Source organism: Veillonella sp. 6_1_27 (assembly GCF_000163735.1).
GTDB classification, from domain to species: domain Bacteria; phylum Bacillota; class Negativicutes; order Veillonellales; family Veillonellaceae; genus Veillonella; species Veillonella parvula_A.
The window spans coordinates 132,901-157,541 of sequence record NZ_GG770217.1; the positions used below are offsets into that span (position 1 = coordinate 132,901).

23 protein-coding genes are annotated in these 24,641 nt (G+C 37.2%); 7 read left to right on the forward strand and 16 right to left on the reverse strand.

All coding sequences use genetic code 11. The features are described from left to right. Nucleotides 1-21 precede the first annotated feature (21 nt). The 6 genes from HMPREF0874_RS07650 to HMPREF0874_RS07675 form a co-directional block, all read right to left on the reverse strand. Nucleotides 22-486: an NfeD family protein gene (locus HMPREF0874_RS07650; RefSeq protein ID WP_004693763.1), complete on the reverse strand. Its 465-nt coding sequence runs from the start codon at nucleotides 484-486 to the stop codon at nucleotides 22-24. A gap of 197 nt (nucleotides 487-683) precedes the next feature. Then, nucleotides 684-1,967 (reverse strand): uracil permease, encoded by a 1,284-nt coding sequence (gene uraA, locus HMPREF0874_RS07655; protein WP_008602848.1) that lies wholly within the window; start codon nucleotides 1,965-1,967, stop codon nucleotides 684-686. Nucleotides 1,968-2,095: 128 nt separating this feature from the next. Next, nucleotides 2,096-3,421: an FtsW/RodA/SpoVE family cell cycle protein gene (locus HMPREF0874_RS07660; RefSeq protein WP_039965363.1), complete on the reverse strand. Its 1,326-nt coding sequence runs from the start codon at nucleotides 3,419-3,421 to the stop codon at nucleotides 2,096-2,098. A 1-nt stretch (nucleotide 3,422) separates the two neighbouring features. Continuing rightward, a complete protein-coding gene (gene trmB, locus HMPREF0874_RS07665; protein WP_008602852.1) occupies nucleotides 3,423-4,082 on the reverse strand; it encodes a tRNA (guanosine(46)-N7)-methyltransferase TrmB in 660 nt (219 codons plus the stop codon). A 201-nt stretch (nucleotides 4,083-4,283) separates the two neighbouring features. Further along, nucleotides 4,284-4,970, reverse strand: coding sequence for a carboxymuconolactone decarboxylase family protein (locus HMPREF0874_RS07670; RefSeq protein WP_038125785.1), 687 nt, complete (start codon nucleotides 4,968-4,970; stop codon nucleotides 4,284-4,286). A gap of 329 nt (nucleotides 4,971-5,299) precedes the next feature. Further along, complete coding sequence (locus tag HMPREF0874_RS07675; RefSeq protein WP_008602856.1) at nucleotides 5,300-7,057, reverse strand: 1-deoxy-D-xylulose-5-phosphate synthase; 1,758 nt, start codon at nucleotides 7,055-7,057, stop codon at nucleotides 5,300-5,302. Nucleotides 7,058-7,350: 293 nt separating this feature from the next. Between HMPREF0874_RS07675 and HMPREF0874_RS07680 the strand changes: the two genes are divergently transcribed. Beyond that, the gene (locus tag HMPREF0874_RS07680) at nucleotides 7,351-7,767 is read left to right on the forward strand and encodes a MerR family transcriptional regulator (protein ID WP_008602858.1); all 417 of its coding nucleotides are present in this window, start codon (nucleotides 7,351-7,353) and stop codon (nucleotides 7,765-7,767) included. 88 nt (nucleotides 7,768-7,855) lie between these two features. Here the strand turns inward: HMPREF0874_RS07680 and rpsR are convergent, their stop codons facing one another. The 6 genes from rpsR to HMPREF0874_RS07710 form a co-directional block, all read right to left on the reverse strand. Continuing rightward, nucleotides 7,856-8,086, reverse strand: coding sequence for a 30S ribosomal protein S18 (rpsR, locus tag HMPREF0874_RS07685; RefSeq protein WP_004693795.1), 231 nt, complete (start codon nucleotides 8,084-8,086; stop codon nucleotides 7,856-7,858). A 39-nt stretch (nucleotides 8,087-8,125) separates the two neighbouring features. Next, a complete protein-coding gene (locus HMPREF0874_RS07690; protein ID WP_008602866.1) occupies nucleotides 8,126-8,524 on the reverse strand; it encodes a single-stranded DNA-binding protein in 399 nt (132 codons plus the stop codon). Nucleotides 8,525-8,543: 19 nt separating this feature from the next. Next, a complete protein-coding gene (gene rpsF / locus HMPREF0874_RS07695; RefSeq protein WP_004693799.1) occupies nucleotides 8,544-8,828 on the reverse strand; it encodes a 30S ribosomal protein S6 in 285 nt (94 codons plus the stop codon). Between the two features lie 142 nt (nucleotides 8,829-8,970). Then, nucleotides 8,971-10,155 (reverse strand): multidrug effflux MFS transporter, encoded by a 1,185-nt coding sequence (locus HMPREF0874_RS07700; protein WP_008602868.1) that lies wholly within the window; start codon nucleotides 10,153-10,155, stop codon nucleotides 8,971-8,973. 322 nt (nucleotides 10,156-10,477) lie between these two features. Beyond that, nucleotides 10,478-11,653: an MBL fold hydrolase gene (locus tag HMPREF0874_RS07705; RefSeq protein WP_008602870.1), complete on the reverse strand. Its 1,176-nt coding sequence runs from the start codon at nucleotides 11,651-11,653 to the stop codon at nucleotides 10,478-10,480. A gap of 9 nt (nucleotides 11,654-11,662) precedes the next feature. Further along, nucleotides 11,663-12,682, reverse strand: coding sequence for a hypothetical protein (locus HMPREF0874_RS07710; protein ID WP_008602872.1), 1,020 nt, complete (start codon nucleotides 12,680-12,682; stop codon nucleotides 11,663-11,665). Nucleotides 12,683-13,019: 337 nt separating this feature from the next. On the opposite strand from HMPREF0874_RS07710, the gene HMPREF0874_RS07715 reads away from it, so the two are divergent. After that, nucleotides 13,020-14,249 (forward strand): LL-diaminopimelate aminotransferase, encoded by a 1,230-nt coding sequence (locus tag HMPREF0874_RS07715; RefSeq protein ID WP_008602874.1) that lies wholly within the window; start codon nucleotides 13,020-13,022, stop codon nucleotides 14,247-14,249. Nucleotides 14,250-14,514: 265 nt separating this feature from the next. Here HMPREF0874_RS07715 and HMPREF0874_RS07720 read toward each other — a convergent pair whose 3' ends face one another. Then, entirely contained in the window at nucleotides 14,515-16,737 is a 2,223-nt protein-coding gene (locus HMPREF0874_RS07720) for an autotransporter outer membrane beta-barrel domain-containing protein (RefSeq protein WP_039965364.1), read from the reverse strand. Nucleotides 16,738-17,028: 291 nt separating this feature from the next. Here HMPREF0874_RS07720 and HMPREF0874_RS07725 point away from each other — a divergent pair, with 291 nt between their 5' ends. From HMPREF0874_RS07725 to HMPREF0874_RS07740, 4 genes are all read left to right on the forward strand, one after another. After that, nucleotides 17,029-18,000: a diaminopimelate dehydrogenase gene (locus tag HMPREF0874_RS07725; RefSeq protein WP_008602878.1), complete on the forward strand. Its 972-nt coding sequence runs from the start codon at nucleotides 17,029-17,031 to the stop codon at nucleotides 17,998-18,000. Between the two features lie 202 nt (nucleotides 18,001-18,202). After that, nucleotides 18,203-19,303, forward strand: a complete 1,101-nt coding sequence (locus tag HMPREF0874_RS07730; protein WP_039965365.1) for an ABC transporter substrate-binding protein — start codon at nucleotides 18,203-18,205, stop codon at nucleotides 19,301-19,303. Nucleotides 19,304-19,316: 13 nt separating this feature from the next. After that, complete coding sequence (locus HMPREF0874_RS07735) at nucleotides 19,317-20,324, forward strand: iron ABC transporter permease (protein ID WP_008602881.1); 1,008 nt, start codon at nucleotides 19,317-19,319, stop codon at nucleotides 20,322-20,324. After that, entirely contained in the window at nucleotides 20,321-21,097 is a 777-nt protein-coding gene (locus tag HMPREF0874_RS07740; RefSeq protein ID WP_008602883.1) for an ABC transporter ATP-binding protein, read from the forward strand. Before HMPREF0874_RS07735 ends, HMPREF0874_RS07740 begins: the two co-directional genes overlap by 4 nt. Nucleotides 21,098-21,268: 171 nt before the next feature. Here HMPREF0874_RS07740 and HMPREF0874_RS07745 read toward each other — a convergent pair whose 3' ends face one another. Next, on the reverse strand, nucleotides 21,269-22,441 hold the full coding sequence (locus tag HMPREF0874_RS07745) for a cyclopropane-fatty-acyl-phospholipid synthase family protein (RefSeq protein WP_008602884.1): 1,173 nt from the start codon (nucleotides 22,439-22,441) through the stop codon (nucleotides 21,269-21,271). A 353-nt stretch (nucleotides 22,442-22,794) separates the two neighbouring features. On the opposite strand from HMPREF0874_RS07745, the gene ychF reads away from it, so the two are divergent. After that, nucleotides 22,795-23,901, forward strand: coding sequence for a redox-regulated ATPase YchF (gene ychF, locus HMPREF0874_RS07750; RefSeq protein WP_008602886.1), 1,107 nt, complete (start codon nucleotides 22,795-22,797; stop codon nucleotides 23,899-23,901). Between the two features lie 77 nt (nucleotides 23,902-23,978). On the opposite strand, the gene HMPREF0874_RS07755 is transcribed toward ychF, so the two are convergent. Both HMPREF0874_RS07755 and HMPREF0874_RS07760 read right to left on the reverse strand, forming a co-directional pair. Further along, on the reverse strand, nucleotides 23,979-24,215 hold the full coding sequence (locus HMPREF0874_RS07755) for a CsbD family protein (protein ID WP_004693815.1): 237 nt from the start codon (nucleotides 24,213-24,215) through the stop codon (nucleotides 23,979-23,981). Nucleotides 24,216-24,280: 65 nt separating this feature from the next. Continuing rightward, complete coding sequence (locus tag HMPREF0874_RS07760; RefSeq protein WP_008602888.1) at nucleotides 24,281-24,517, reverse strand: GlsB/YeaQ/YmgE family stress response membrane protein; 237 nt, start codon at nucleotides 24,515-24,517, stop codon at nucleotides 24,281-24,283. Between the last annotated feature and the right edge of the window lie 124 nt (nucleotides 24,518-24,641).

Sequence of the window (24,641 nt, forward strand, 5' to 3'; positions counted from 1 at the left end):
TTACGACGATGTTGTGAAAGCTTAATCTCGCTTTCTAACAATATTGCGACCACCTACAACTCGAAGGACCACAATAGGTGAACCGGCATCGATGAAGTCACCTTCGGTTACAACATCTACCAAATTACCATTAATCTTAGCAATACCTGCAGGGCGTAGTGTTGTATGAGCTACGCCTTCCTTGCCAGCCAAATCTTCTAATACATCATTAGATACATAACCAGCTTTTGTCGTAGACCTTTGCCCTAAGGTAAACAATTTGCCTATCCACGTCTTTTCAAAGTGATTAAAGAACACAATGATAATGACAATTAACAAGGCTGTTAATCCTAGCACAGCATACAATGCTACCGTACCTTCCCCAAGAGCTACATAAACGCCCCATAGAAACGCGCAGTAACCGATAAGACCTAGAATACCGCCTGGTACTACGAGTTCTACAGCCATCAAAGAAACACCGATAGCCATCCATATTAAAAACTCCATAGGCCCTCCTCTCTAAAATTAATTTTATACAACTTATATGTTTATTATACAATATTGAAGATAAATTATAAAGATACTAAACAAAAACGACTACTTTCACAGATACAATCTGATTCAGTAGTCGTTTATTGTATTGAATACAAATCAATTCACTTTAATCTCAAGGTTCTATGCCAAGAGCTTAAAGTCGTATAAGGTTATACTTCTGTTTTTTTCAATTGGTCATTGCCAACGCCTGTTTTTTGAAGGATCAACAAACAAATGCTCATCGCCATACCTACTACAGTAGCAAGCCCCATCCCTTTTAAAACTACAGGTCCAACCGCAAGTTCTGCACCACTAAGACCTACCACAAGGATAACGGATGTAAGAATCATATTAACAGGGTTTGTATAATCCACCTTACGTTCTACAAGCATACGCAACCCAGATGCTGCGATAATGCCGAACAAGAGAATAGAAACCCCACCCATAACAGGTACTGGGATAGCATGAATAAGTGCTGCCACTTTACCAACAAAGGATATAATCATCGCAAGCACTGCAGCACCGCCAATTACCCATACGCTAAAACAACGAGTAATTGCAAGTACGCCGATGTTTTCACCATACGTCGTATTTGGTGTAGCACCAAAGAAACCAGAAAGAATATTTGCAAGGCCATCACCAAGCAAGGATCTTTGTAGACCTGGCTCTTTCATCAAGTCTTTAGCGACAATATTACTAGTAACAACTAAATGACCAACATGCTCTGCAAATACTACGAAGAGCGCCGGCATAATCATGATAATCGCATTGATATCAAACACAGGCATGCCGTAGAACTGAGGCAATGAAAGCCAAGGAGCAGCTTCTACTCCAGAGAAGTCAACAACTCCCATCACAGCAGACAATACATAACCGGATACAACACCAATAAGAACAGGAATAACAGCTAAGAAACCACGGAACACAACAGTTCCTAGTAAGGTAACAACTAAGGAAAACATAGAGATAATAACAGCTTGACTATGGCTCATGCCTAAATCTTGATTACCGATAAGGCCAGACATACTCATCGCTACTGGCGCTAATTCTAAGCCGATAATCGCTACGATAGCACCCATAGCAGCTGGCGGAAATAATTTATCAATCCAACGCGTACCAATATAACGGACGAGAACAGATAAAATAACAAAAGATAGACCAAATATAACGAAGGCGCCCTTTGCTGCTTCATAGCCAAGACCAGCAGATAATACACCTGCTACAGGCGCAATAAAAGCAAAGCTGGAACCAAGATATGCAGGAATCTTACCCTTACACACGAATAAGTATAATAATGTACCAATACCATTCATAAACAATGCTGTTGCAGGGTCTACTTTTAATAAATACGGTACCAATACGGTAGAGCCAAACATGGCAAATAAATGTTGAAAACTAAGTGGTAACATTCGGCCCCATGATGGGCGTTCTTGAATATCAATATAATCTTTCATCATTTCTCCTCACACACAATATAACGATGCTAAGTTCATATAGTACAGTCCTTAAATATACTCTATGAATTTACACAAACAGATTTATCTTATGATACATACGTTAGATATTAACGTTCAAATTTAGTCTATCTACGAGTCGACTTTTTAGAAGGCCGTGGTTTAAACGATCCAGGCATATTTGTCTTATTAGTACGCGTCGTAGCAGCAGGCTTAAAACGACTTTGTGTTTCTTCACGCAAAGATGGTAATGGTTCAGCTGTACCAACTTCTTTTACCCCTTCTACATTACGACGACCAATGCTTGCCAACAACCCAATAGCCATGAAATTCATCAATAATGAAGAGCCCCCATAACTAACAAACGGTAATGGTACCCCTGTTACAGGCATGATACCGCATACCATGGCGATGTTAAACAAAGCCTGACCACTGATAAGCAATGTTATGCCCATTGCTAACCATTTCCCGAATTCATCACGAGCCTTATTAGAAATGCGGAACCCAAAATAGGTAAAAGCCGCAATCAGAACGACAACAAACACTGCACCAATGAAACCCATTTCTTGGGCCCATACAGCAAAGGCAAAGTCCGTATGTGCTTCTGGTAAGTAAAAATACTTTGATGTACCTTGCATAAAGCCTTCGCCTAAAATACCGCCAGAACCTACGGCCAACAGCCCTTGAACTGTTTGATACCCCATATCCTGCGCATGAGGCCAAGGATCAAACCAAGATTGAATACGTTCCCAGCGATATGGTGACATGCGAGCTGCAATAAAGCCAAGAAATCCAGCTATCGCAAACGCTCCGCCAAAGAATTTTCCATCAAAGCCCGCTAAGTAAATGAGCACAAAGGAAAAGCCAAAAATCAGTACGGTCGTGCCCATATCTGGTTGCAAGATTGTTAAGCCTGCAAATATAATTGGCCATATTAACATGGGCAACATATAACTTATACGTTCACTAAAATAACCTTGTAAATTAATGAGAGGGTTAGTATGCTTTGGTTTTCCCCATTTCCGCATGGTACTCAATTTAGCCGACGTCCATATCAAGGCAGCCAATTTCGCAAATTCTGAAGGTTGAATCGATACAGGCCCAATAACAATCCAACGACGCGCACCATTAATGACTGCACCAATCACAAGAACCAAAATCATACCAATTAGTGTAGCAATCATAATTCTTTGCAACATGTGAGGCTTCTGTAACTTACGGTAATCGTAACGATACAATATAACACCAGCCGCCATAGACAAAAACAAGAATGTCATATGTTTTAAAAAGTATCCTAGTAATCCCGTATTTTCATAGATAGAGCTGATATACGTAGCACTAAAGATATTTACACTGCCTATAATTGTAATGAGAAGAATAGGTAAGAGCATACCTTGTAAATCATTTTTAAAGAGTGAGCCCCACCGACTATCCCCCTTATTCGGTGTTTGCATGTTAAGCCTCCTTTTGAACTTTTGGCTTAATTGCTTCTAAGCGAAAAATAGGTTGTCCTTTTTTACTAAATTTCTCTTCATACTCAGTTTTTACATTTGGAAGGTCTGTGCTATGTAAATCATACGTTACATTTTTAAGCTCCCAACCACACGCTTTAAACTCTTCAAGAGAGAACATGAACAACCCTTCATTATCTGTCTTAAAGTGAACTTCTCCACCATCTTTCAAAAGGCGGGCATAACGATCAAGGAATGTGTGATATGTAAGGCGGCGTTTTGCATGTTTAGCCTTAGGCCAAGGATCACAGAAGTTAATATAGAAACGATCAACTTCTCCAGGTGCCACTATCTCTTCGATACCTGCAATATCAAATAGAGAGACCTTTGCATTGTTTCGCTCTCCTTCAAAGATTTTTTGTGCTGCATAATAGATAACACCCATTTGTACTTCAAAACCTACGAAGTTAGCATTTGGATACGCTTCAGACATCCCCGCAATAAAGCGACCTTTCCCCGTCCCTAGTTCCATATATAATGGGTACTCAGGATGTTCAAATAATTCACGCCACTTGCCTTTAAACTCTTCTTGGCCAGACAAAATGATGTGAGAGTCATATTCGTGAATAGCTTCATCAATCCATGGTTTTCTACGAAGGCGCATACTTTCTCCTTACATCTATTTTTAATAATATATTTATATTTGTTTATATTTATTATTACAGGTCATATACCTATCTTATTAATTATAGAAAAGGGGACCTTAAACGTCAATTACATTCTATGGATTTAACCCTAATCATTAAAACTGTGAAAGTAGAAGCCATAAAAAAAAACCTACTTCCGAAAGAAGTAGGTCTACATTTTATTGGAAAATCATAGCTTCTAAATTTTCAATTTGATATTGACTTAAGCCAAGTTCAGATAAACTCTTTTCAGCTGCAGTAAAAAGATTATTTTTACCAACTCGAGTACCTAGTGCTGCCGCAGCGACCAATTCACGGTCCAATTTACCTAAACGTGAACGATTACGATTTTGAGGTTTTGGTTTTTTCATACGGAACGTATTATATTGAACCCCCTCTTTTGTTTCCTCAGCTTTCGGCTTTGTTAAAGGTGCCCCATTAGTGCCATTCCCCAATAAAGCACTAAGTCCTGTTTGCTTTGGAACCAATTTTTCGTACTCATCGCCAAACTCAGGGCGTTCATCACGTAATTGATCAAATGTAGCTAAAGCAGCATTCATTTGTTTCAAGCCAGCAGCAGAGTAAAGTTGACGAATGGCAATACTCACCTCTTGTGGCGTCAACGTGCCTCGCTCAATAGCAGATGCAATTACACTCTTTAATGCACCTTGATCACCAGACGCAGTATAGCGGCCGATTTCAACCAAGTCTTTCTGACGTGCATTAAGCTCTTTTGGCGTATATATATTTATCTCAGATATAGATGGTGCCTGTTTAGAAGGTTGTTCTCCCGCCCCATTAGCCTCAAACATATAGCCACCGGCAACGATGGCCACGGCTAATGTTAAGGTTAATACTCTTTTCAAAGTCTTACAATCTCCCTTATCATTAATACTAATTGTATAATACTGCAATAGTAGCGTACATTATCAATGGATTTATTTTACTGTTCTACTGTAATACATACTGTAGATATTATTATATAATACTTCATCTAATTTTTATAGTCCTATTCGAAAAAAATCTATAATCTTTTAATAAATTATATATATTTATCTATAAAAATTATATATTTATAAACCACACTTAATTATAGAATGAAATTGAACAAATAAAAAAATAACACAGTAGAAATCTGCCAATTCCAGATTTCTACTATATTTACAGAGAATTATTTATTTAATATTTTATCAAACTAAACAGATAACACTTGTTTTGCATCCGCCACAATCTGATCTAGAGAAACGCCATTTTCTCGTAACAATTCAGTTGCATCATAACGATCGTGGAATTCTTTAGCAATACCATAATTTTTAACACGCATATTAGATGGACCATAGAAGCTAGCTACACGCTGACCCCAACCGCCTTCAACGACACCATCTTCTAACGTAAATACTACAGAATGATTTGCTTTCAATTCTTCTAGTAGTTCTTCATCAAGTCCAGATGCAAATTTAGGGTTTACTACAGTTACATGGATACCGTCTTTAGCCAATTCATCAGCCACTTGATTAGCCAAATGGTAAAAATTACCAAGACCTAATAAAGCAATCCCTTCACCACGGCGAGTCACTTCAGATTTATTCAAGATGCTATAATCCGTTGTATCCGCTACACCTGTAGTTGTGAATTCACCTACAGGAACACGAATTGCTACAGGATGCTCATGTTGATGAACTGCATACTCGGTCATAGCTAACAATTCTTCATTATTAGTAGGTGCTAAGTATACTAAATTAGGAATGCTAGTAAGCATAGGAATATCAAAGAACCCTAAATGAGTTACATCATTCATACCATACACGGAGGCATAGTGATTGATAATAACAGCACTATTGTTATTTACACAAAGATCTTGTACCAATTGGTCATAAGTACGTTGTAGGAAGGTACTATATACATTAAATACTGGTTTACCACCATTTTTAGCGATACCAGAACTCATTGCGATGGCGTGTTCTTCTGCAATACCTACATCGATGTATTGTTTGCCTGCCGCCTTGCGCCATTCAGGAGTAAAACCAAAACCTCCTGGTGTACCTGCATTAATAGCTACTACCGTTGGGTCTACCTTAATTTGATCCATCAAGTAATTAGCAATGGTACCAGCATACGTTGGACCATTCTCCTCTTCTTTTGGTTTGCCTGTTTCTAAATCAAAGGGCATTGTCCAATGGAAGGCTTCTTTATTTTGCTCTGCAATAGCATAGCCCTTACCCTTTTGCGTAACTATATGTAACACGATTGGATGATCAATGTCTTTTACAGCCTTAAATACATCAATCAAGGTTTCCAAATCATTACCATCTGCTACGAAGCGATAATCCAAACCAAGAGCCTTGAAAATATTGTTAGGGCTTTCACCGTTAGACTCGCGCAATTCACGAAGGCCACGATACAAACCACCATGGTTTTCTGCAATGGATTGGTCATTGTCGTTGACGATAATAATCATATTACTGTTTAATGTTGCGGCATAATCAAGACCTTCAAAGGCTTCCCCACCAGATAAAGAACCATCACCAATGATAGCAATAATATTTTCAGAGTCTCCCTTTAGATTTCGAGCAGTAGCCAGGCCAGATGCTAAAGAGATCGATGTAGAGGTATGACCAATGTTAAAGAAATCATGGTCACTTTCAGTTGGGTCCGTATAGCCTGTTACATCATCATAATGATCATGATCTAAGAACGCTAAGGCACGTCCTGTAACCATTTTATGTACATACGATTGATGGGATACATCATATACGATTTTATCTACAGGAGAATTAAATACATAGTGCAAGGCCATAATTATTTCTGCTGCACCCATAGGTGGACCAAAATGGCCGCCGTGCTCAGAAACCTTTGTCATGAGAGCTTGACGAGCTTGTGCTGTCAAATCTGTTAATTCAGAAATAGATAAGCCTTTTAAATCGGCTGGGGATTTTATATCAATTAAGTTCATGGTAATCCTTTCAATACAAATTATAATTACTTCAACTACAATCACTATACATCAAATAGTATAAAGATTATAAAGATTGTCACTAAAAATAACTAGTGTTATACTTCAAGTATGTACCTAGTATAAAACTTAAAGTTAGGTTTAAGTCAATACACCTTACATTTACAATTTTTATATCCATCTATAAATGACATATATATTAGGAGCTTCAATGACATATACTGTTGGCGAAATCGCAAGAAAAACTAAATATAGCACCTTCTGCTTTGCGTTATTACGACAAGGAGGGCTTATTGCCCTTCGTAGAACGTTCTAGTGGAGGTATCCGTATATTCCGCGAAGAAGATATGGATTGGCTAGAATTAATCGAATGTATGAAACGTACGGGTATGCCTATAAAAGAAATCAAACATTTTATCGACTGCTGCGTTGAAGGCGATAGCCGCATCAACGATCGATTATCTATTATTAAAAATCAACGAGATCGTGTGCTAGCAGAAATTGAGCACCTACAAGCTCGCTTATCTATGCTAGAGTTTAAAACCTGGTTCTATGAAGAAGCACAACGTCGAGGCACTTGCAGCTTTTATGAAACAGCAACCCCTAATGATATCCCACTTGAGTATCATAAATATTTCGAACGCAAGTGGCGCGCCGATAAAGAAGCCGCCGAAAATGGTGAACCACCTAAAAAATATAAAGCTGTATAACAAAGAGGAGCTATCCAACGGATAGCTTCTTTTTTTGTATAGCAAAAAGGCGGCACAACCAAATGGTTGTACCGCCTTGATTCATCAATTATTCAGCAGTGAATGGCAATAAAGCAATTGCACGTGCACGTTTGATAGATGTAGTCAATTTGCGTTGATGTTTTGCGCAAGTACCGGAAATACGACGAGGTAAGATTTTACCGCGTTCAGTCGTAAAACGACGAAGTTTAGCAACATCTTTATAGTCGATTTGATCGATATGGTCTGCACAGAAAACGCATACTTTTCTTCTTGGCTTTCTGCCTCTATCTCTTCTCATTGCGAATCCTCCTTTTCGAATTAGTAGGAGTCCCTGACACTAGAACGGGATGTTTTCGTCATCGCCGCCTGTACTGAAACTATCAAAATTGGACCCACCTTCGAAAGAATTAGTATTCATATCAAGGGATTGGCCCACAAAGTTCGCTACCACTTCAGTAACGTACCGTTTTTGACCGTCCTGAGTCTCGTAAGAACGAGTTTGCAAACGACCTTCTACAAAGCAACGACTGCCTTTACGAAGATTGCCTACCGCTTCACCAAGTTTACCCCAAGCAACGCAGTTGATGAAAGCAGTTTGTTCTTTCGTCTCATTTGTTGTGGAATCAATATAGGTATTTGTGGCAGCTACTGTGAAAGTTGCTACCGCACGACCAGTTTTGGTATAGCGTACTTCAGGATCACGAGCTAAATTACCTAGAATTTGTACAGAGTTCATGTTTTCCTCCAGGCTTTAATTATGCTTCGTGTTTAACAATTAGATGTCTTAGGACTTCATCGTTGATTTTCAATACACGATCGATTTCTTTGATTTCAGCAGGTGCTGCTTCAAAGTTGATCAATACATAGAAACCGTCAGTGAATTTCTTCACCGCGTAAGCAAGACGACGCTTGCCCCAACGATCTACCTTTTCTACTGTGCCGCCTACACGAGCAATTAAAGCTTCTACTTTTTCAATAACAGCGTTAGTTGCTTCCTCTTCAGCTGGTTTCACAATAAACATGACTTCGTATTTGTTCATACAAAATCACCTCCTCTTTCGGACTAATGCCCCTATCGACACATAGGGGTAGGAAGTGCTTACCATCAATAAGCCTTACTATTATAACCTAAAAAAATGATGAAAGCAAGGATTCAAATTAAAACCCTCGCTTTTACCAATATTATATACGATTATATTTTTCATCCTCAGGAAAGGCGATAATAGCGCAGATAATTACAAATATGGCTATTACCCCCATCATAGGATAGGCCGTATCATTTGGTAAAAAGGTAAGTATCAACGATGACACAATACCACTACCATATTGCATGGCACCTAATAGTGCCGCCCCAGATCCAGCCATTCTACCTGCTCTATCTAAAGCTAATGCATTAGTTACAGCGGCAATGATACCATTCATGGAGAAGAATAAAAAACAACCAATAACGATTAACCACAATGAATGGTAACCTAAGAACATCAAGCCCATAACAATGGATACACAAACAGCAGCAAATAGTGTGGCATATTTCAATAGTCTATCAAGGCGTATAGCACTAACAATACGACGATTAATGGCACTTAACAACATAACACCAATAATATTAACAGAAAAGAGATAACCAAAATATTCTTTGGGCACTTCATACACATCTATATATACATAAGGCGATCCCGTTAAAAACGCATAAATGGCAATATAAAATGAGCTAACACATAGGGTATATTTCATAAAACCTTTATTGCGTAATAAAATCCAATAGTTATTATAGGTATGACCTATGGACTTTTTGCTCCTCTTCTCTACGGGATGTGTTTCCGGAAGCACTAATACGGCAACGAGCATTAAAAGTCCTATACCAACAAGCAACCAGAATATAGAATGCCATGTATACCATACAAGTAAATGTCCGGCTAACATTGGGCCTGCTATAGGCGCTATAGCCATAACAATGGCCAATGTAGACAACATTTTAGCCGCCTCAGTCCGACCATATAAATCCCGAATCATAGCCCGCGATAGCATCGGTCCTACACAGGCACCAAATGCCTGAAACACACGCCAAGCCAACAACTCCATCATAGAGGAACTCAAGGCACAACCTACAGAACCAATACTAAATAAAACTATCCCTATAATCAGTGGCTTCTTACGACCAATTTTATCGCTAACGGCGCCCCAAAAAAGCTGAGCTAGCGCAAACCCAATTAAGAAACCCGTCAACGTAAGCTCCGCATCACCATTGAGGTCACGCCCCATCTCAGGCATAGCCGGCAAATAAATATCCGTCGACAACGATGTAAACGCCATCAAAGCACTTAATATAGAAGTAAAAAGCCATCCTTTATTGCTAATCGTCAGCATAAAGACACCACTTTCATATAAAATCGCACTATAATATGTATTCATTTAGATTATATCAGAAATAAAATTAATGCTATATAAAGTTTTGATTTTTTCAATAAAAAAGCGTAGTAAAATACTACGCAAAAATTGGTCTATAGTAATATCACTCTTTGCACTATTCAAATAGTATAAAGACAAAAGCCTAACGCAACAGAGTATTCAAAATACTCGCACGCTAGGCAACCCTTAAAAAGTATTTATAAGATGAGCCTAACGCTACCACACGTTGATGGCTCTCTTTTTATCTATTATACAACATAAATAGAATTTCTTAAACGAATTATATGATAAATGGCTCTTTATCATCAACGACATAAACATTTCTATTAGGTAGTATTCTCTTTAGTTTTTCAGGGATATCAGTATGAACCTGAATAACAATATCAGGATCAACCATTTCTATGAACTGAACTAAATCGTCCTTTGAGACATGACCACTGGCATGACATATATAAGATGAATATGTATCTAACAATTCTTTCAATGCTAAATTCTCCTCAATATATCCTATCCACATGGAATATATAATACGTACATCATCTTTAGGGAACTCTTTAATTTTAGAAATAAAATTTTCTGTCCCTCTTACTAAAGATACAAATCCATGTTCCATATAGTATTTAGGATACATTCCTTTATCAATAACTAATGGGCTATCATGTCTACGATACAAAGAACTTTCATAATATACATTATTAATCACAGTATCTAATATTCTTTTCTGATAAGCATCACAAATGAGTACTTTATCAGTTGGCATATTCTGCCAAATTCCCATAATACGATCAATATTCGTAGATGAACACATAACAAAAACATATTTTCCATCTTGAATATATGAAGAAATATCATCTAATACGGCCGCTTCAGATATACAATCATCTGCGTCTCTAGACAATGAGGTGCCCTCTGTAATTAATACATCAACCTCACCTATATAGGTGTTAACTAATTTGTCTAATACGTGATGGCGCAACCCATGCATCCGGAAATCACCTGTATATAAAATGCGTTTACCTCCGGCCTCAACAACAAACATATAACTATCAATAGCACTATGGTCTATAACCAAAGGTCTAATGCGTATGTCGCCAATAGAAAAAGCTTCTCCTCCACGAAATGTATTAGCACCTAATAGTCGTAAGTATAAATCTTTGTCTTGATATTCAGCACCTATTAGAGCGATTTCCTTGCTTAACTCACCCATATATAATGGAACGTCTGGTATTGTAGAGGTTAATTGGCCTAAATGATCCATATGATAATGAGAAATCACAATACCGTCACAATCCGGCTTTCCTTTTGTAACGCCGTCTATATCCAGATTTATAGGTGTGTACTTTTCATCTAAACTTAATTCATTACCAAAATCTAACATAATGCAAGTAGATGCTGTACTAATTTCTATAGCACTACCACCAATCTGATGTGTGCCACGATGAACAACAATATTCATATTCAACCTTTACTTAGAAATGGTAAGCAATGTTTCTGCTCGATATAAACGATCTAAACTTTCTGACCAATTATCTACTTTATTTTTATAAGGTGCTTTACTTACTTTTTGAGCTTGTAATACAACAAAACGAATTTGTTTTAATTCAGGCTCTTGTTTCAAAATATTTTCACATAAATTTCGTAACTGCTTACGTTTGCCAGAATCTATCAGTTCTTTGCATTCTTTAAACTGTTGTGACACAACAGTTTTGGATGGATAACTATCTTCCGTTACTGCCTTTGAATCAATACGAAGCATCAAATTAGTTTCTATTCCACCGTCATCTTTGGTACAAGATTTTTCATCAAACAAAATGACTAGCTCAGCTTCATTCGTATATTTATATTCAGGTAATTTCTTTAAATCCTGTATACCATCATGGCTGACAGCAGATTCAATCTGTTTTATATCAAGCAACTTATAATATGTATATGCCTCTAAAACGCATCGTAGTAAAGTTTCCTCACTGCCAGAAGGTCGATATTTTAATTCAATGACAGAATAACATTCATCATCTTGGTTATAGCCTAATAAATCTATTTTTCCATAAGAATCATTTTGTGTCTCTTTTAATGGTGTTTGATAATCAAAAATATATCCTAGCCCATCAATATTACCTTGATAGAATAATAACTTGGCTAATATTTCTTCTTTTCGATTTGTGATTTTTATGCTTTCCAGGCTTTCATCTTTATGCGAATGATTTATCTTAAAATGTTCTGGTCTTACAGGTATTAAATTTAACCAGTCCTTTATAAAATTATCATTCACAAGGGTTTCGGCAATAACTTCACTATAAAGGTTCTTAGAGTCTTTTACACAGCCTTTGTAATTTACAACAGCTGACTTATAAAAATTTGCTGCAAATTTCGTACTCTCCTTTTCATCAGGAACAGTTAAGCCATAGGTCGTTTTAAACTCTTCAAACTTATCAACTCGCTTAATCCGATCAAAAATTTTCTTAATAGACATCTTACAATCTACCATAATGATATGCCTCCCTAAAAGCAATTTATACCCCTTAACAAAGCCAATAATTTAGCTCTTATCACATACAAACAATCAAGGTTTTTAATCTTAAATTCATTATATCAACAACTATTTTATGAGTAAATAATGAAAAGATTAATTAAATACTAATAGTCTCTTTATCTATATATACTTTATTACAATCAATGAGTAATAATTTTCCCATATTTTAATCTATTTTATTAAAAATATTTACACTATTTGGATTAATGGAAAATTCTATAGAAAATCCTTGCGTCATTATTCTATATAATTTACTATATATAGAGAAATCTGATTATAAAAAGGAGTCATTATGGCTAATATCAATGAAAACTACTTAAACCTTCAAGGTTCTTATTTATTCGCTAATATCGCTAAAAAAGTAAATGAGTACCAAACAGCTCATCCAGATGCAGATATCATTCGTCTTGGTATCGGCGATGTTACATTACCACTTGCTCCAGCAATTATCGATGCTATGAGCAAAGCTGTTCAAGAAATGGGAAAAGCTGAAACATTCCGAGGTTATGGCCCTGAACAGGGATATGATTTCTTACGTCAGGCTATTGTTGATGGCGATTACAAACCATTGGGCGTAGATATCGCTATTGACGAAGTGTTCGTTTCCGATGGTGCAAAATCTGACGTTGGTAATATTCAAGAATTATTCAGCGAAGATAACATCATTGCCATTACTGATCCTGTATACCCAGTATACCTTGACTCCAATGTTATGGGTGGTCGTACTGGCGAAGCTGTAGATGGCATCTTCCAAAAGGTTGTATACCTCCCTACTTATGCAGAAAATAACTTCTCTCCAGAATTCCCGTCTGAACGCGTAGACATCGTATATCTTTGCTCGCCTAACAATCCCACTGGTACTGTTTTGAGCCGTGCTCGTTTGGCAGAATGGATCAAATGGTGTAAAGATAATGATGCCATTTTGATGTTTGACTCCGCTTACGAAGCTTTCATCAGCACAGAAGATACTGTAAAATCTATCTACGAAATCGAAGGCGCTCGCGAAGTGGCTATCGAGTTCCGGTCCTTCTCTAAAACTGCAGGTTTCACTGGTACACGTTGTGCTTATGCAGTAGTACCTAAAGAGGTCACTGGCAAAACTAAATCTGGTGAACGCCAACCGCTAAACCCTATGTGGAACCGTCGTCAATGCACTAAATTCAATGGTGTTCCTTACATCATCCAACGTGGTGCAGAAGCAGTATACACAAAAGAAGGACGTGAACAAACACGTGCAAACATTGCGTACTATAAAGAAAATGCCCGCATCATCAAAGAAGGTCTTGAATCTATCGGCCTTACTGTATACGGCGGTGTTGACGCTCCATATATTTGGCTAAAAACACCTGGCAACATGACTAGCTGGGAATTATTCGACATCTTGCTCGAACAAGTTCAAATCGTATCTACACCAGGCTCTGGCTTTGGCCCTCATGGTGAAGGTTACCTTCGTTTAACAGCATTCGGCAGTCGTGAAAATACAATTCGCGCCGTTGAAAGAATCAAAACATTACAATTCTAATATGATTATGTCTATATTTAGGTTTAGATTTATATCTTGATTTATATCTTGATTTATATTTAGATTACATTAAATCTGGATTATGTGATTTAAAATAGTTTATATCTATAAAACCAAAAGACCGATTACAGTCCTTCAATAGGAATGTAATCGGTCTTTTTATATACCCTTACATATATGAATATTTAATTCTAGTATTCCTTAACACTATAGTACTAACAAATAACATCCCCATATTATTTGTGTCCGCTATATTTACCATTAATTAAAAGTTATGACGAATCCCTGCGTCAATGCGATAGGAATTGTCTACGATAGCACCAAAGTTTTTAGTGAAAGTCCCATAAATATATGTATTAGGACGTACACTCCATGAACCACCTAACTCAAGATCTAACCATGTATCTTTAAGGTTCACTTCACTGCCTGTAGTTGGCTCACCGGTCATGCTATAAGTAGCTTTCATTTTACCAGAGAATTCATGCGCTAATGTTGCTTTGAGGAAAAGGTTGCTATTCTTACTTTCCTTGCCAATGCCTACACCAATACGACCAATAACGGAGTTTACCGCATCAGAGTTAATGTGCACTGTGCTACCTGTATTTGTACGAGCATCAAAATTTACACCAGACAATCGACTAAGCGTCAATTCTGCGTTAGGATCGATGTAAAAACCATTGTCTTTCTTGATTCGTTTACCATATTCAACGCTCAAAGAGGTACCTGTATTGTGGTAATCTCCGCTCAAACTTGTACCCAAGCTATTGCGTACAGTGAAATCATTTTTCAAACGACTTACTTTACCAATCACATCCAAATAACGACCATCATTATATTGTTTTGCACCGTATAATGCTAAACCTGCGGTTTTACCGGATCCAGAACCTAAAGCGTAATCGCTATTGCTTGTACCATATAACAAGGCCCCACCAATAGTCCAATCGCCACGCAATATGTCATAGCCTACTTGTGCCATGTTATAGGTTTGATTTACATAGGCGCTGTCCGTAATTTTAGATTTACCACCGATGTATTTTCCCCATACACCATGCTTATTGGAGTTGAGTCGCACATCACCGAGGCGACGTTGTAAATCATTCGTATCGGCTCTCATTTGCATCACAGAGGAGACTAACGCACTCTTAGCACCAGAAACAACTTCGCTTTCACGAGCTGTCACAACCGCTTGGTCAGTAATACTAGGTTTCCCATCAACAGTAAAGCTACCTGTACCAAGCTTAGTGGAATATGCAGGGCTAATAAGGCCTGAATCGACTTGAATATTCACATTTAAATTACGTTCACCCTTAGTAAAGCCGGTATATGTTAATTTATTAGCCAACTGCTGCAAAGTGCCTCGTGGGTTGTCTATATTTGCATACCCTTTAAGTGCATCTGCCGAACTCCGCATAGTCACAGAAGAACCTTTATCAGCATGGTTGATAACGACTTTGCCCTTACCTTGTGCAGTCGCAGGGGCTCCCTTTTCATAGTCGATAGCTGCATGACCAGCATAGTTGTTAATAGTAATAGGTCGTGGATCTACGGCTTGGATAATACCTTGACTATTTATATCTTTACCACCAATGAAATGTTCTACACGACTACCAGTATATAAATAGTTTGCATTATTAGGGCGACCTTGTGTAGGATATACGCGTTCAGCTCCTAACCATTCATTGCGCCAAGTCGCACCATTTTGTAAGTACAATCGCAAACCACCATGGTACGGATTGTTGTTGCTTTCATCAAATTCATTAAGTACGCCCCCTACCAATTTAGAATTTGATGTTGTTAAACCTAAAGAAATTTCAGATCCATGGTTATGTGGATTCTTGTCGATACCATAGTTTTTATCTAAAAATCCTATATTACCATACATCTTCACATCATTCGTTCCCGGATGTAAGCCATCCATACCTGTATTTACATAAACAAAACCTTCTTCAGATAATGCAGAATAGGTATCAGAGGTATCTAAAGGATATGTTTTTATATCAGCCCCACCTAGTATGCGAATATATCCATCTTTATTGGCTTGCAAACCAACGCCGACAACATCGACTTTAGCATTACCCTTTACGGTAATTCGAGTATCATCGTTATTTCCATCATTAGTAAGTCCACCATAACCAGCATAAATACCGCTCATATAATAATGTGCCAAATCAGGTCTACGTTTCGCGCCACTTTCTGCAGGCGCTGGATTTTTAACTGTTACAGTTACATTTTTATCGATAGCAACTTGTGTCCCATCAAGGGCATAAATACCTGTAACATTATTATGATATTTTGTTCCATTTACACCTAAACCTGATACATTAACAGTTAAGTCATCTGTATAATGTCTCTTTTCCCCCCACAAATTAAGACCAATGGATTTCCCATCTGTATGACTTTCCACAGTTGTGGCTGATACCATGGTAAAAGCATTAGCACCTGTTACGATTAATGCAGCAATAACAGTAGTTTTTACATTTCTTCTCATGTTATACCTCCTTAACACTTCAACTATGAACATAACTAGCTAATATAACCAATTTAATTGTATCTAGATTCAGGGTATATGTGTCAATTTCTACTCATATGATTTATTATTTGTCCCCTATAACAACACGCTATGTATCGATATAGTTGTGCACAAATTACTTATTTAAATTAAATATGAATTATTCTCTATACCATCTAATAAACTCTATAGAAAAATATTAAAAGCTATTAATTTTATGCTATAATAAATATGTTAATTATTAAATTTCAACTTATATAGGAGGCTAATATGAATATTCGTATTGGTATCGTTGGTTACGGCAACTTAGCTCGTGGCGTAGAAGCATCTGTTCAGTTACAACCTGATATGGAGCTCATCGGCGTATTCTCTCGCCGTCAAGGTATTGAAACTGTATCTGGTGTACCTACTTACACGATGGAAGATATTCCTAACTTTAAAGGCAAAATCGATGTAATGGTTCTTTGCGGTGGTTCTGCAACAGATCTTATCGAACAAACACCGATGGTAACAAAATACTTTAACTGTATCGATTCCTTCGATACACATGCACGTATTCCTGAACACTTCGCTAATGTAGACAAAGTAGCTAAAGAGGCCAAAACTGCTACATTAATTTCTTGTGGTTGGGATCCAGGCATGTTCTCTTTGCAACGCGTTTACGCGGAAGCAATCTTACCAAAAGGTAAATCCTACACATTCTGGGGCCGTGGTGTATCCCAAGGTCATTCCGATGCCATTCGCCGTATCGATGGTGTTCTTGATGCTCGTCAATATACTGTGCCTAAAGAACAATACCTAGAAGCTATCCGTAACGGCGAAACTCCAGATGTTGATGGCTATAAAGGTCACCTTCGTGAGTGCTATGTAGTAGCGGCTCCTGATGCGGACAAAGCTAAAATCGAAAACGAAATCAAAACTATGGAAAACTACTTCGTAGGCTATGAAACTGTAGTCAACTTCATTTCCCAAGAAGAACTTGATCGCGACCATAAAGGCATTCCACATGGTGGCTTCGTTCTTCGCTCTGGTGAAAGTACAGAAGGCACACGTCACGTTATTGAGTACTCCTTGAAACTTGACTCTAACCCTGAATTTACAGGCTCTGCACTTGTTGCTTACGCTCGTGGTCTCTACCGACTTGCTAAACACGGCGGCACAGGTTGCTATACAGTATTCGACATTCCACCAGCTTGGATTTCCACACAATCTGCTGAAGAATTAAGAGCACATTCTCTATAATAGAGCGAGGTCCTCATCGACTTAATAGTTGAGGGCCTTTTTTATACCAAAAAAACTATCAGAAACTCTATTACCGGATATTTTTACATATTTTAACTTTATAATATTCTTCTATATGTACATAAAAATTAGGAATTAGAAGTTTATTTTTTAAAATGCTAGGATAAGTTTATTTCATTTATATCCATCATGGAGGTGCCGTATGAAACTGAAAAATTTTATACACAATAGTCTTATGGCAGGATTATTAATATGTCCCCTACTATTTGCCGGTTGTACTAATTCTGTTGGTCCAAATGATACAACCAAAGACAATATAAAAGTCGTTACAGACTTAACCGGTACAGACGTATCTATGAAGAAGGAAATTAATCGTATCGCTATCGTCCCTATCCCATGGACCTCTATTGTATATGCAGTTGATGGTAGCGATAAAAAAATAGTAGGTATCCATCCATCAGCTAAAAAATCATATGAAGCCAGTATATTTAAGACGTTAGCGCCTGATTTAGAAAATGTTAACTCATCATTTGTAGACAACAATTTCAATGTTAATTTTGAAGAAGTTGCTAAGCTAAAGCCTGATGTTGTCATCATTTGGGATTATCAACCAGAAGTAGCAAAAAAACTTAAAGAGCTAGGTATACCTGCTGTATCCATAAAGTATGGAACATTGGAAGATATTCAAAACGGAATTCGTCTATTAGGGAAGATTCTAGATAAGCCGGAACAAGCTGAAGCCTTAATCTCATACCATAAAGATTCAGAAGCATATTTTAAACAAAAAAATGCTTCTGCGTTACCAAATAAGCCAAAAGTATTATATTTACAAAATAAGAATTTAACTGTTGCAGGGAACAAATCTGTCAACCAACTCATGATTACTATGACAGGTGGTGAAAATGCTGCAAAAGATACAAAAGGTAGCTGGACTAAAGTCTCAATGGAAGAAATCATGACCTGGGATCCCGATATAATTATATTAAGCAACTTTGATTCTATTACACCTGATGATATTTATCAGGATAAGCTTGAAGGTCAAAATTGGAGTAACATAAAAGCTGTAAAAACGCATCGAGTTTATAAAGCACCTATGGGAATCTATCGTTGGGATGCACCTAATGTAGAAACACCATTAATGATGAAATGGATGGGACAACTCATTCAACCTGACACTTTTAATGACTATATATTACGTGACGATTTAAAACAATTTTACAGTACCTTCTACCACTATAATCTCACAGATAGTGAAATTAATACCATCTTAAATACTTCTATAAATAACACTCCCACATTTTAACTAAGGAGTACTCATGAGCTCTCAAAATAAATATCTAGTTATATTTTTCTGCCTTTTAGTATTTCTCGCTCTTACTGTATTAGTATCCTTGATGACTGGACGATATATGCTAATGCCTACACAAGTTATAAATATTTTATCAAACGGAAACTCTGCCGCTGCATTTGATATGGAATCCGCCGTAATTTGGAATCTTCGTATTCCTCGAATTTTACTAAACATACTTGTCGGTGGAGCTCTTGCAATAGCTGGAACCGTTTTTCAAGGTATTTTCAGAAATCCATTAGTCAGTCCGGATATATTAGGTGTTAGTTCCGGTGCAGCCTTTGGCGCTGCACTGGGAATATTAATTTCTGGAATAAATATATATGCTACGGGATTTGCACTTATCTTTGGTATTGTCAGTGTTTGCCTCACATATAGTCTAGCTCGACTAAGGAACCAAATCACGTCATTATCACTGGTTTTATCAGGAATGATTGTTTCTGCTATTTTCGGAGCATTAATAGCTCTAATTAAATATGTAGCTGATCCATATGACAAATTACCAGCAATTACATATTGGTTAATGGGTAGTTTTTCTACAGCTTCCTACGAAAATGTTTCACTCGTCTCTATTCCTATCATCTTTGGATGCGCTGTGCTATACTTTTTACGTTGGAAAATCAACATTCTCTCTATGGGAGATGAGGAAGCTACAGCACTTGGGGTGAACCCTTTTAAGTTACGCCTAATTATCATTGCTATGGCCACGTTAATAACTGCAGCCTGCGTAACCATCACAGGAATTATCGGTTGGGTAGGACTTGTCATTCCACATATTTGTCGCATGTTAATAGGTGTAGATCATCAGAAACTACTTCCTATCTCCATCATTGTCGGAGCTATTTTCATGATTATCGTGGATTTAATCGCACGCTCAGCTATTGCTGCAGAAATACCAATAGGAATAATCACCGCCTTAGTAGGGGCCCCATTCTTTGCTTGTCTTTTTTACCGTACACGAGGTGATTGGAAATGATTTTTGAATTGAGAAACGGCTCATTTGCTTATAATAAAAAAGATTATATTTTCAAAGACATTTCTTTCACAATAAAATCGGGCGAAATATTGACTATTTTAGGCAGGAACGGGATTGGAAAAACAACATTAGTAAAATGTATCTCCCGTATACAGCAGTTGCAAGAAGGCAACATATACATAAATAATAAACTAGTTAGTCCCCATGATAATGCTCCTATTGGCTATGTTCCGCAAGCAAGAGAGTTATCATTTCCTTATACGGTAGAAGAAATCGTATTAATGGGACGCAGTAGACATATTGGTATGTTTTCTGTACCTACAGATAAAGACTATGAAATAGTCCACTCTGTCCTAAAAAGAATAGGTATTTCCTCACTCGCTTCCAAAATAGCATCAAGCTTAAGTGGAGGTCAGTTACAATTGGCATTTATTGCCAGAGCACTAGCGAGTGAACCACAACTGCTCATTATGGACGAACCAGAATCACATTTAGATTTTAAAAATCAGTATACCATGCTTTCACTTATTCGAAACATCGTAGATGAATCTAATCTTGCTTGCATTATGAACACACATTATCCTGATCATGCACTTCAAATATCTGATAAAACTTTAATGCTAAAACCTAATAACTATATTTTAGGTACCACCAAGAATACTGTAACAGAAAATAATCTGAATGATTTCTTTGATGTTCGTACCAAAATCATTGTAGGAAAAGAGGATAATAAATCCTATTCAGGGTTTATAGTACTTGGCACTAAAGAATGATAAAGTTCTTTTACAATTATATATGATATTCATTCAATAAAATTTTTAACGAAACTTACAGAACGTGCTTTCGATAATCTACAAATATAAAATAGTTACAATGCCGCTAATTAAAAGAGACCATCTTAAGATGGTCTCTTTTTTGTCCTATAAGTCTATTTTTACTCTTACTTAATACCAACGTGTTAACGGCAGCTCGTTCGTAACACCTTTTGTCATCAGAATTTGATGCAAGTCCATATTACCGATGTAGAAACCTGCCGCACATCCACAAAGATACAGATCCCACATGCGTACGAATTCACTGCCTCGTTTCGCTTCTACTCGCTCACGGACGCCTTGGAAATTGTTATACCAATGCATTAGAGTCTTATAATAGTGATACCGTAAACTTTCAATATCAATGACATTCATATCATAGTCATAAGCGAGGCTGACCATTTCGCGGAGGGACGGCAAACATCCACCCGGGAAGATATATTTACGAATCCAAGCACTTGTTTCCTTTTCAGAGGGATCACTAATATAGTGAAGCAGGAACAAACCTCCGTCTTTAAGCATATCCGATGCGTCCTCCATATACAGAGGAAAATTAGGCCGACCTACATGTTCAAGCATGCCGATGCTGACAATACGGTCAAAGGTACGTCCGGAAGCTGCTACGTCGCGATAATCTATAAGTTCAATCTCAACCTGTCCTTCAAGGCCATATTCTTTAATGCGTTCCTGTCCTTTTTTCCATTGTTCTTCGGAAAGAGTACACCCATAGCCCTTAACACCGTATTTACGAGCCGCTTCAATGAGAAGGAATCCCCATCCGCAACCGATATCAAGTAAAGTCATTCCCTCTTTTAAATACAATTTATCAAGAATATGATGAACCTTTTGATATTGCGCATCTTTGAGACTATCATTCTCATGCTTAAAATACGCACAGGAATAGCTCATGGTTTCATCGAGCCACAATTTATAGAATTCATTGCCTAAATCATAATGGGAAGATACTTGTTGTTTTTGATCTTTCTTTTTAAGACCCGCATTAAAAAGCGAGCTAAGTACCTTACGATTGATAGAGTCCTTACCTACATGACCAAGGACTACACAAAGGGCTTTAAACAAATCCCCTTCAATTTCGATATCTTTACGCATATACGCTTCACCGAGGGCGAGTTCTGCGGATATTAACAAATCTTTCTTGGGAATATCGCGATTAACGATGACGGTAAACTCGGATTCTCCGTCACCGATTGTATATTCATTATCTCCAATTTTTACGGTGAAACAATGATCATTGAAACGTTCTAAATAATGGACTAAGAAACTATCAAATAGCTTGGAAAACATACTGAACTTCCTTTCCTATTAGCTTTCACTATATAGGTTTAAAAATATATTCATTAACATGATTGGATACATTCCATACCCTATTAATATATACACCTATAAATTATATCTATATAGTTACGGCGAATAAAAATCTATATTAATCCTATATTTTAATATGAACTTATCACATTATTTAAGTAATATATTTAACTCTATTTATATTATAGCACTTTGAAATAATCTATTTTATATTTATTGAGTAATTCCATCCTATTAGTATGGTATAATATTTATTTGATAAGGTTTATAACAAACTATTGCTATAAACTTTCACAAAGAACGAAATCAATTTGTTAATAAAAGGTGGTACCATGAGCACAAATTTAGAAGTAGGCATCGTAGGCCTTCCAAATGTTGGTAAAAGTACATTATTCAACGCTATCACAAAAGCGGGCGCTGAAGCTGCCAATTATCCATTCTGTACAATTGAACCTAACGTAGGTGTCGTTGATGTTCCAGATAATCGTTTAGCTGTATTGGCTGAAATGTTCGGTTCCAAACGCATCCTTCCTGCTGCTATGCGCTTCGTAGATATTGCTGGCCTCGTAGAAGGTGCATCCAAGGGCGAAGGTTTAGGTAATAAATTCCTTAGCCATATCCGCCAAGTAGATGCGATAGCACAAGTTATTCGTTGTTTCGATGACCCTAACATCACTCACGTTTCTGGCTCTATTGACCCAATCCGTGACATCGAAATCATAAATACTGAGCTTTGCCTTGCAGACCTTGAGTCCGTAGAAAAACGGAAACAACGTATTGAAAAAATTGCTAAATCTGGCGACAAAGATGCACGTGCTGAATTACCATTGTTAGAACGCATCATCGAAGGTCTTGGCGAAGCGAAACCTGTTCGTGCACAAGGTCTTGAAGAAGAAGAATTGGAAATGATTAAAGAGTTAACATTGCTTACAGCAAAACCATCTCTTTATGTAGCCAATATTTCTGAAGATGAAGTATCTGATTATTCTTCCAACGAATATGTAAAACGCGTAGAGGAATATGCGAAAAACGAAGGCGCTGGCATCGTTGTTGTGTCCGCTCGTATCGAATCTGAAATTGCAGAGTTATCCGAAGAAGAATCTGCTGCATTCCTTGAAGATCTTGGTCTTGAAGAATCTGGCTTAACAAAACTTATCAAAGCAAGTTATGCACTTTTAGGTCTTATCAATTACTTCACAGCTGGTGAAATGGAAGCTCGTGCATGGACAATCGTAAATGGCACAAAAGCACCTCAAGCTGCTGGTAAAATTCACTCGGATATTGAAAAAGGCTTTATCCGCGCTGAAATCGTATCCTTCGATGACTTACAAGCTTGCGGTAGTCAAAACGCGGCTAAAGAAAAAGGCCTTGTACGCCTTGAAGGTAAAGACTACGTTATGAAAGACGGCGATGTAACCCATTTCCGCTTCAATGTATAAACAAACTTATATAACAAAAACCAGTAAATCTCAGGATTTACTGGTTTTTTATTACTAATTATAGCCTTTGTATAATATTATTTATCGTCTTTATGAAGAACATTTTTGACGCCACTAATCGCACCATCTACAGCATCTTTAACATCTTCAGCTGCTTTTTTGAGATCTTCAGCAACATCATGTGCAGCGTCTTTAACTTTTGCAGCTGTATTTTCTACAGCACCTTCTGCTTCCAATTTTTTGTCCCCAGTCAATTTACCTGCATTTTCTTTTAATGCACCTTTAGCTTGGTTTAATTTATCTTCTAATGCCATAATTATGATCCTTTCATATAAAATCCTTTTAGCTATTTAGCTATATTTTTACAAATAAATTGCAATCATTTCTTCCCGAAGAAAAACGAAACAACAGCAACAACAATTACAGCACCAAGAACAGAAGGAATTAATGCCATGCCAGCTAAGCTAGGACCCCATGTGCCAAATATTGCTTGACCCACAGACGAACCAACTAAACCAGCAACAACATTGGCAATAACGCCCATTGCTCCACCTTTGTTAGTGATGGCTCCTGCCAGAAAACCGATAAAACCACCAACAATAATTGACCATAACATACGATCACTCCTTCCTATTTAATCAATATATTTATAATATCCTACCAAATTATACGGGCTTTATAAATATTATAAATAATCTGTATATTTATAATATAACATTCATTTCTAAAGATTAAATGAA

What these genes read in the sequence shown, in the direction of transcription:
- rpsR (WP_004693795.1), bottom strand. Translation starts at nt 8,086, where the DNA reads ATGAGAAGAGATAGAGGCAGAAAGCCAAGAAGAAAAGTATGCGTTTTC.
- HMPREF0874_RS07740 (WP_008602883.1), top strand. Translation starts at nt 20,321, where the DNA reads ATGATTTTTGAATTGAGAAACGGCTCATTTGCTTATAATAAAAAAGAT.
- HMPREF0874_RS07705 (WP_008602870.1), bottom strand. Translation starts at nt 11,653, where the DNA reads ATGAATATTGTTGTTCATCGTGGCACACATCAGATTGGTGGTAGTGCT.
- HMPREF0874_RS07735 (WP_008602881.1), top strand. Translation starts at nt 19,317, where the DNA reads ATGAGCTCTCAAAATAAATATCTAGTTATATTTTTCTGCCTTTTAGTA.
- HMPREF0874_RS07745 (WP_008602884.1), bottom strand. Translation starts at nt 22,441, where the DNA reads ATGTTTTCCAAGCTATTTGATAGTTTCTTAGTCCATTATTTAGAACGT.
- HMPREF0874_RS07660 (WP_039965363.1), bottom strand. Translation starts at nt 3,421, where the DNA reads ATGCAAACACCGAATAAGGGGGATAGTCGGTGGGGCTCACTCTTTAAA.
- HMPREF0874_RS07675 (WP_008602856.1), bottom strand. Translation starts at nt 7,057, where the DNA reads ATGAACTTAATTGATATAAAATCCCCAGCCGATTTAAAAGGCTTATCT.
- trmB (WP_008602852.1), bottom strand. Translation starts at nt 4,082, where the DNA reads ATGCGCCTTCGTAGAAAACCATGGATTGATGAAGCTATTCACGAATAT.
- HMPREF0874_RS07760 (WP_008602888.1), bottom strand. Translation starts at nt 24,517, where the DNA reads ATGTTATGGTCAATTATTGTTGGTGGTTTTATCGGTTTTCTGGCAGGA.
- HMPREF0874_RS07715 (WP_008602874.1), top strand. Translation starts at nt 13,020, where the DNA reads ATGGCTAATATCAATGAAAACTACTTAAACCTTCAAGGTTCTTATTTA.
- HMPREF0874_RS07700 (WP_008602868.1), bottom strand. Translation starts at nt 10,155, where the DNA reads ATGCTGACGATTAGCAATAAAGGATGGCTTTTTACTTCTATATTAAGT.
- HMPREF0874_RS07690 (WP_008602866.1), bottom strand. Translation starts at nt 8,524, where the DNA reads ATGAACTCTGTACAAATTCTAGGTAATTTAGCTCGTGATCCTGAAGTA.
- HMPREF0874_RS07650 (WP_004693763.1), bottom strand. Translation starts at nt 486, where the DNA reads ATGGAGTTTTTAATATGGATGGCTATCGGTGTTTCTTTGATGGCTGTA.
- uraA (WP_008602848.1), bottom strand. Translation starts at nt 1,967, where the DNA reads ATGAAAGATTATATTGATATTCAAGAACGCCCATCATGGGGCCGAATG.
- HMPREF0874_RS07710 (WP_008602872.1), bottom strand. Translation starts at nt 12,682, where the DNA reads ATGGTAGATTGTAAGATGTCTATTAAGAAAATTTTTGATCGGATTAAG.
- ychF (WP_008602886.1), top strand. Translation starts at nt 22,795, where the DNA reads ATGAGCACAAATTTAGAAGTAGGCATCGTAGGCCTTCCAAATGTTGGT.
- HMPREF0874_RS07755 (WP_004693815.1), bottom strand. Translation starts at nt 24,215, where the DNA reads ATGGCATTAGAAGATAAATTAAACCAAGCTAAAGGTGCATTAAAAGAA.
- rpsF (WP_004693799.1), bottom strand. Translation starts at nt 8,828, where the DNA reads ATGAACAAATACGAAGTCATGTTTATTGTGAAACCAGCTGAAGAGGAA.
- HMPREF0874_RS07725 (WP_008602878.1), top strand. Translation starts at nt 17,029, where the DNA reads ATGAATATTCGTATTGGTATCGTTGGTTACGGCAACTTAGCTCGTGGC.
- HMPREF0874_RS07720 (WP_039965364.1), bottom strand. Translation starts at nt 16,737, where the DNA reads ATGAGAAGAAATGTAAAAACTACTGTTATTGCTGCATTAATCGTAACA.
- HMPREF0874_RS07730 (WP_039965365.1), top strand. Translation starts at nt 18,203, where the DNA reads ATGAAACTGAAAAATTTTATACACAATAGTCTTATGGCAGGATTATTA.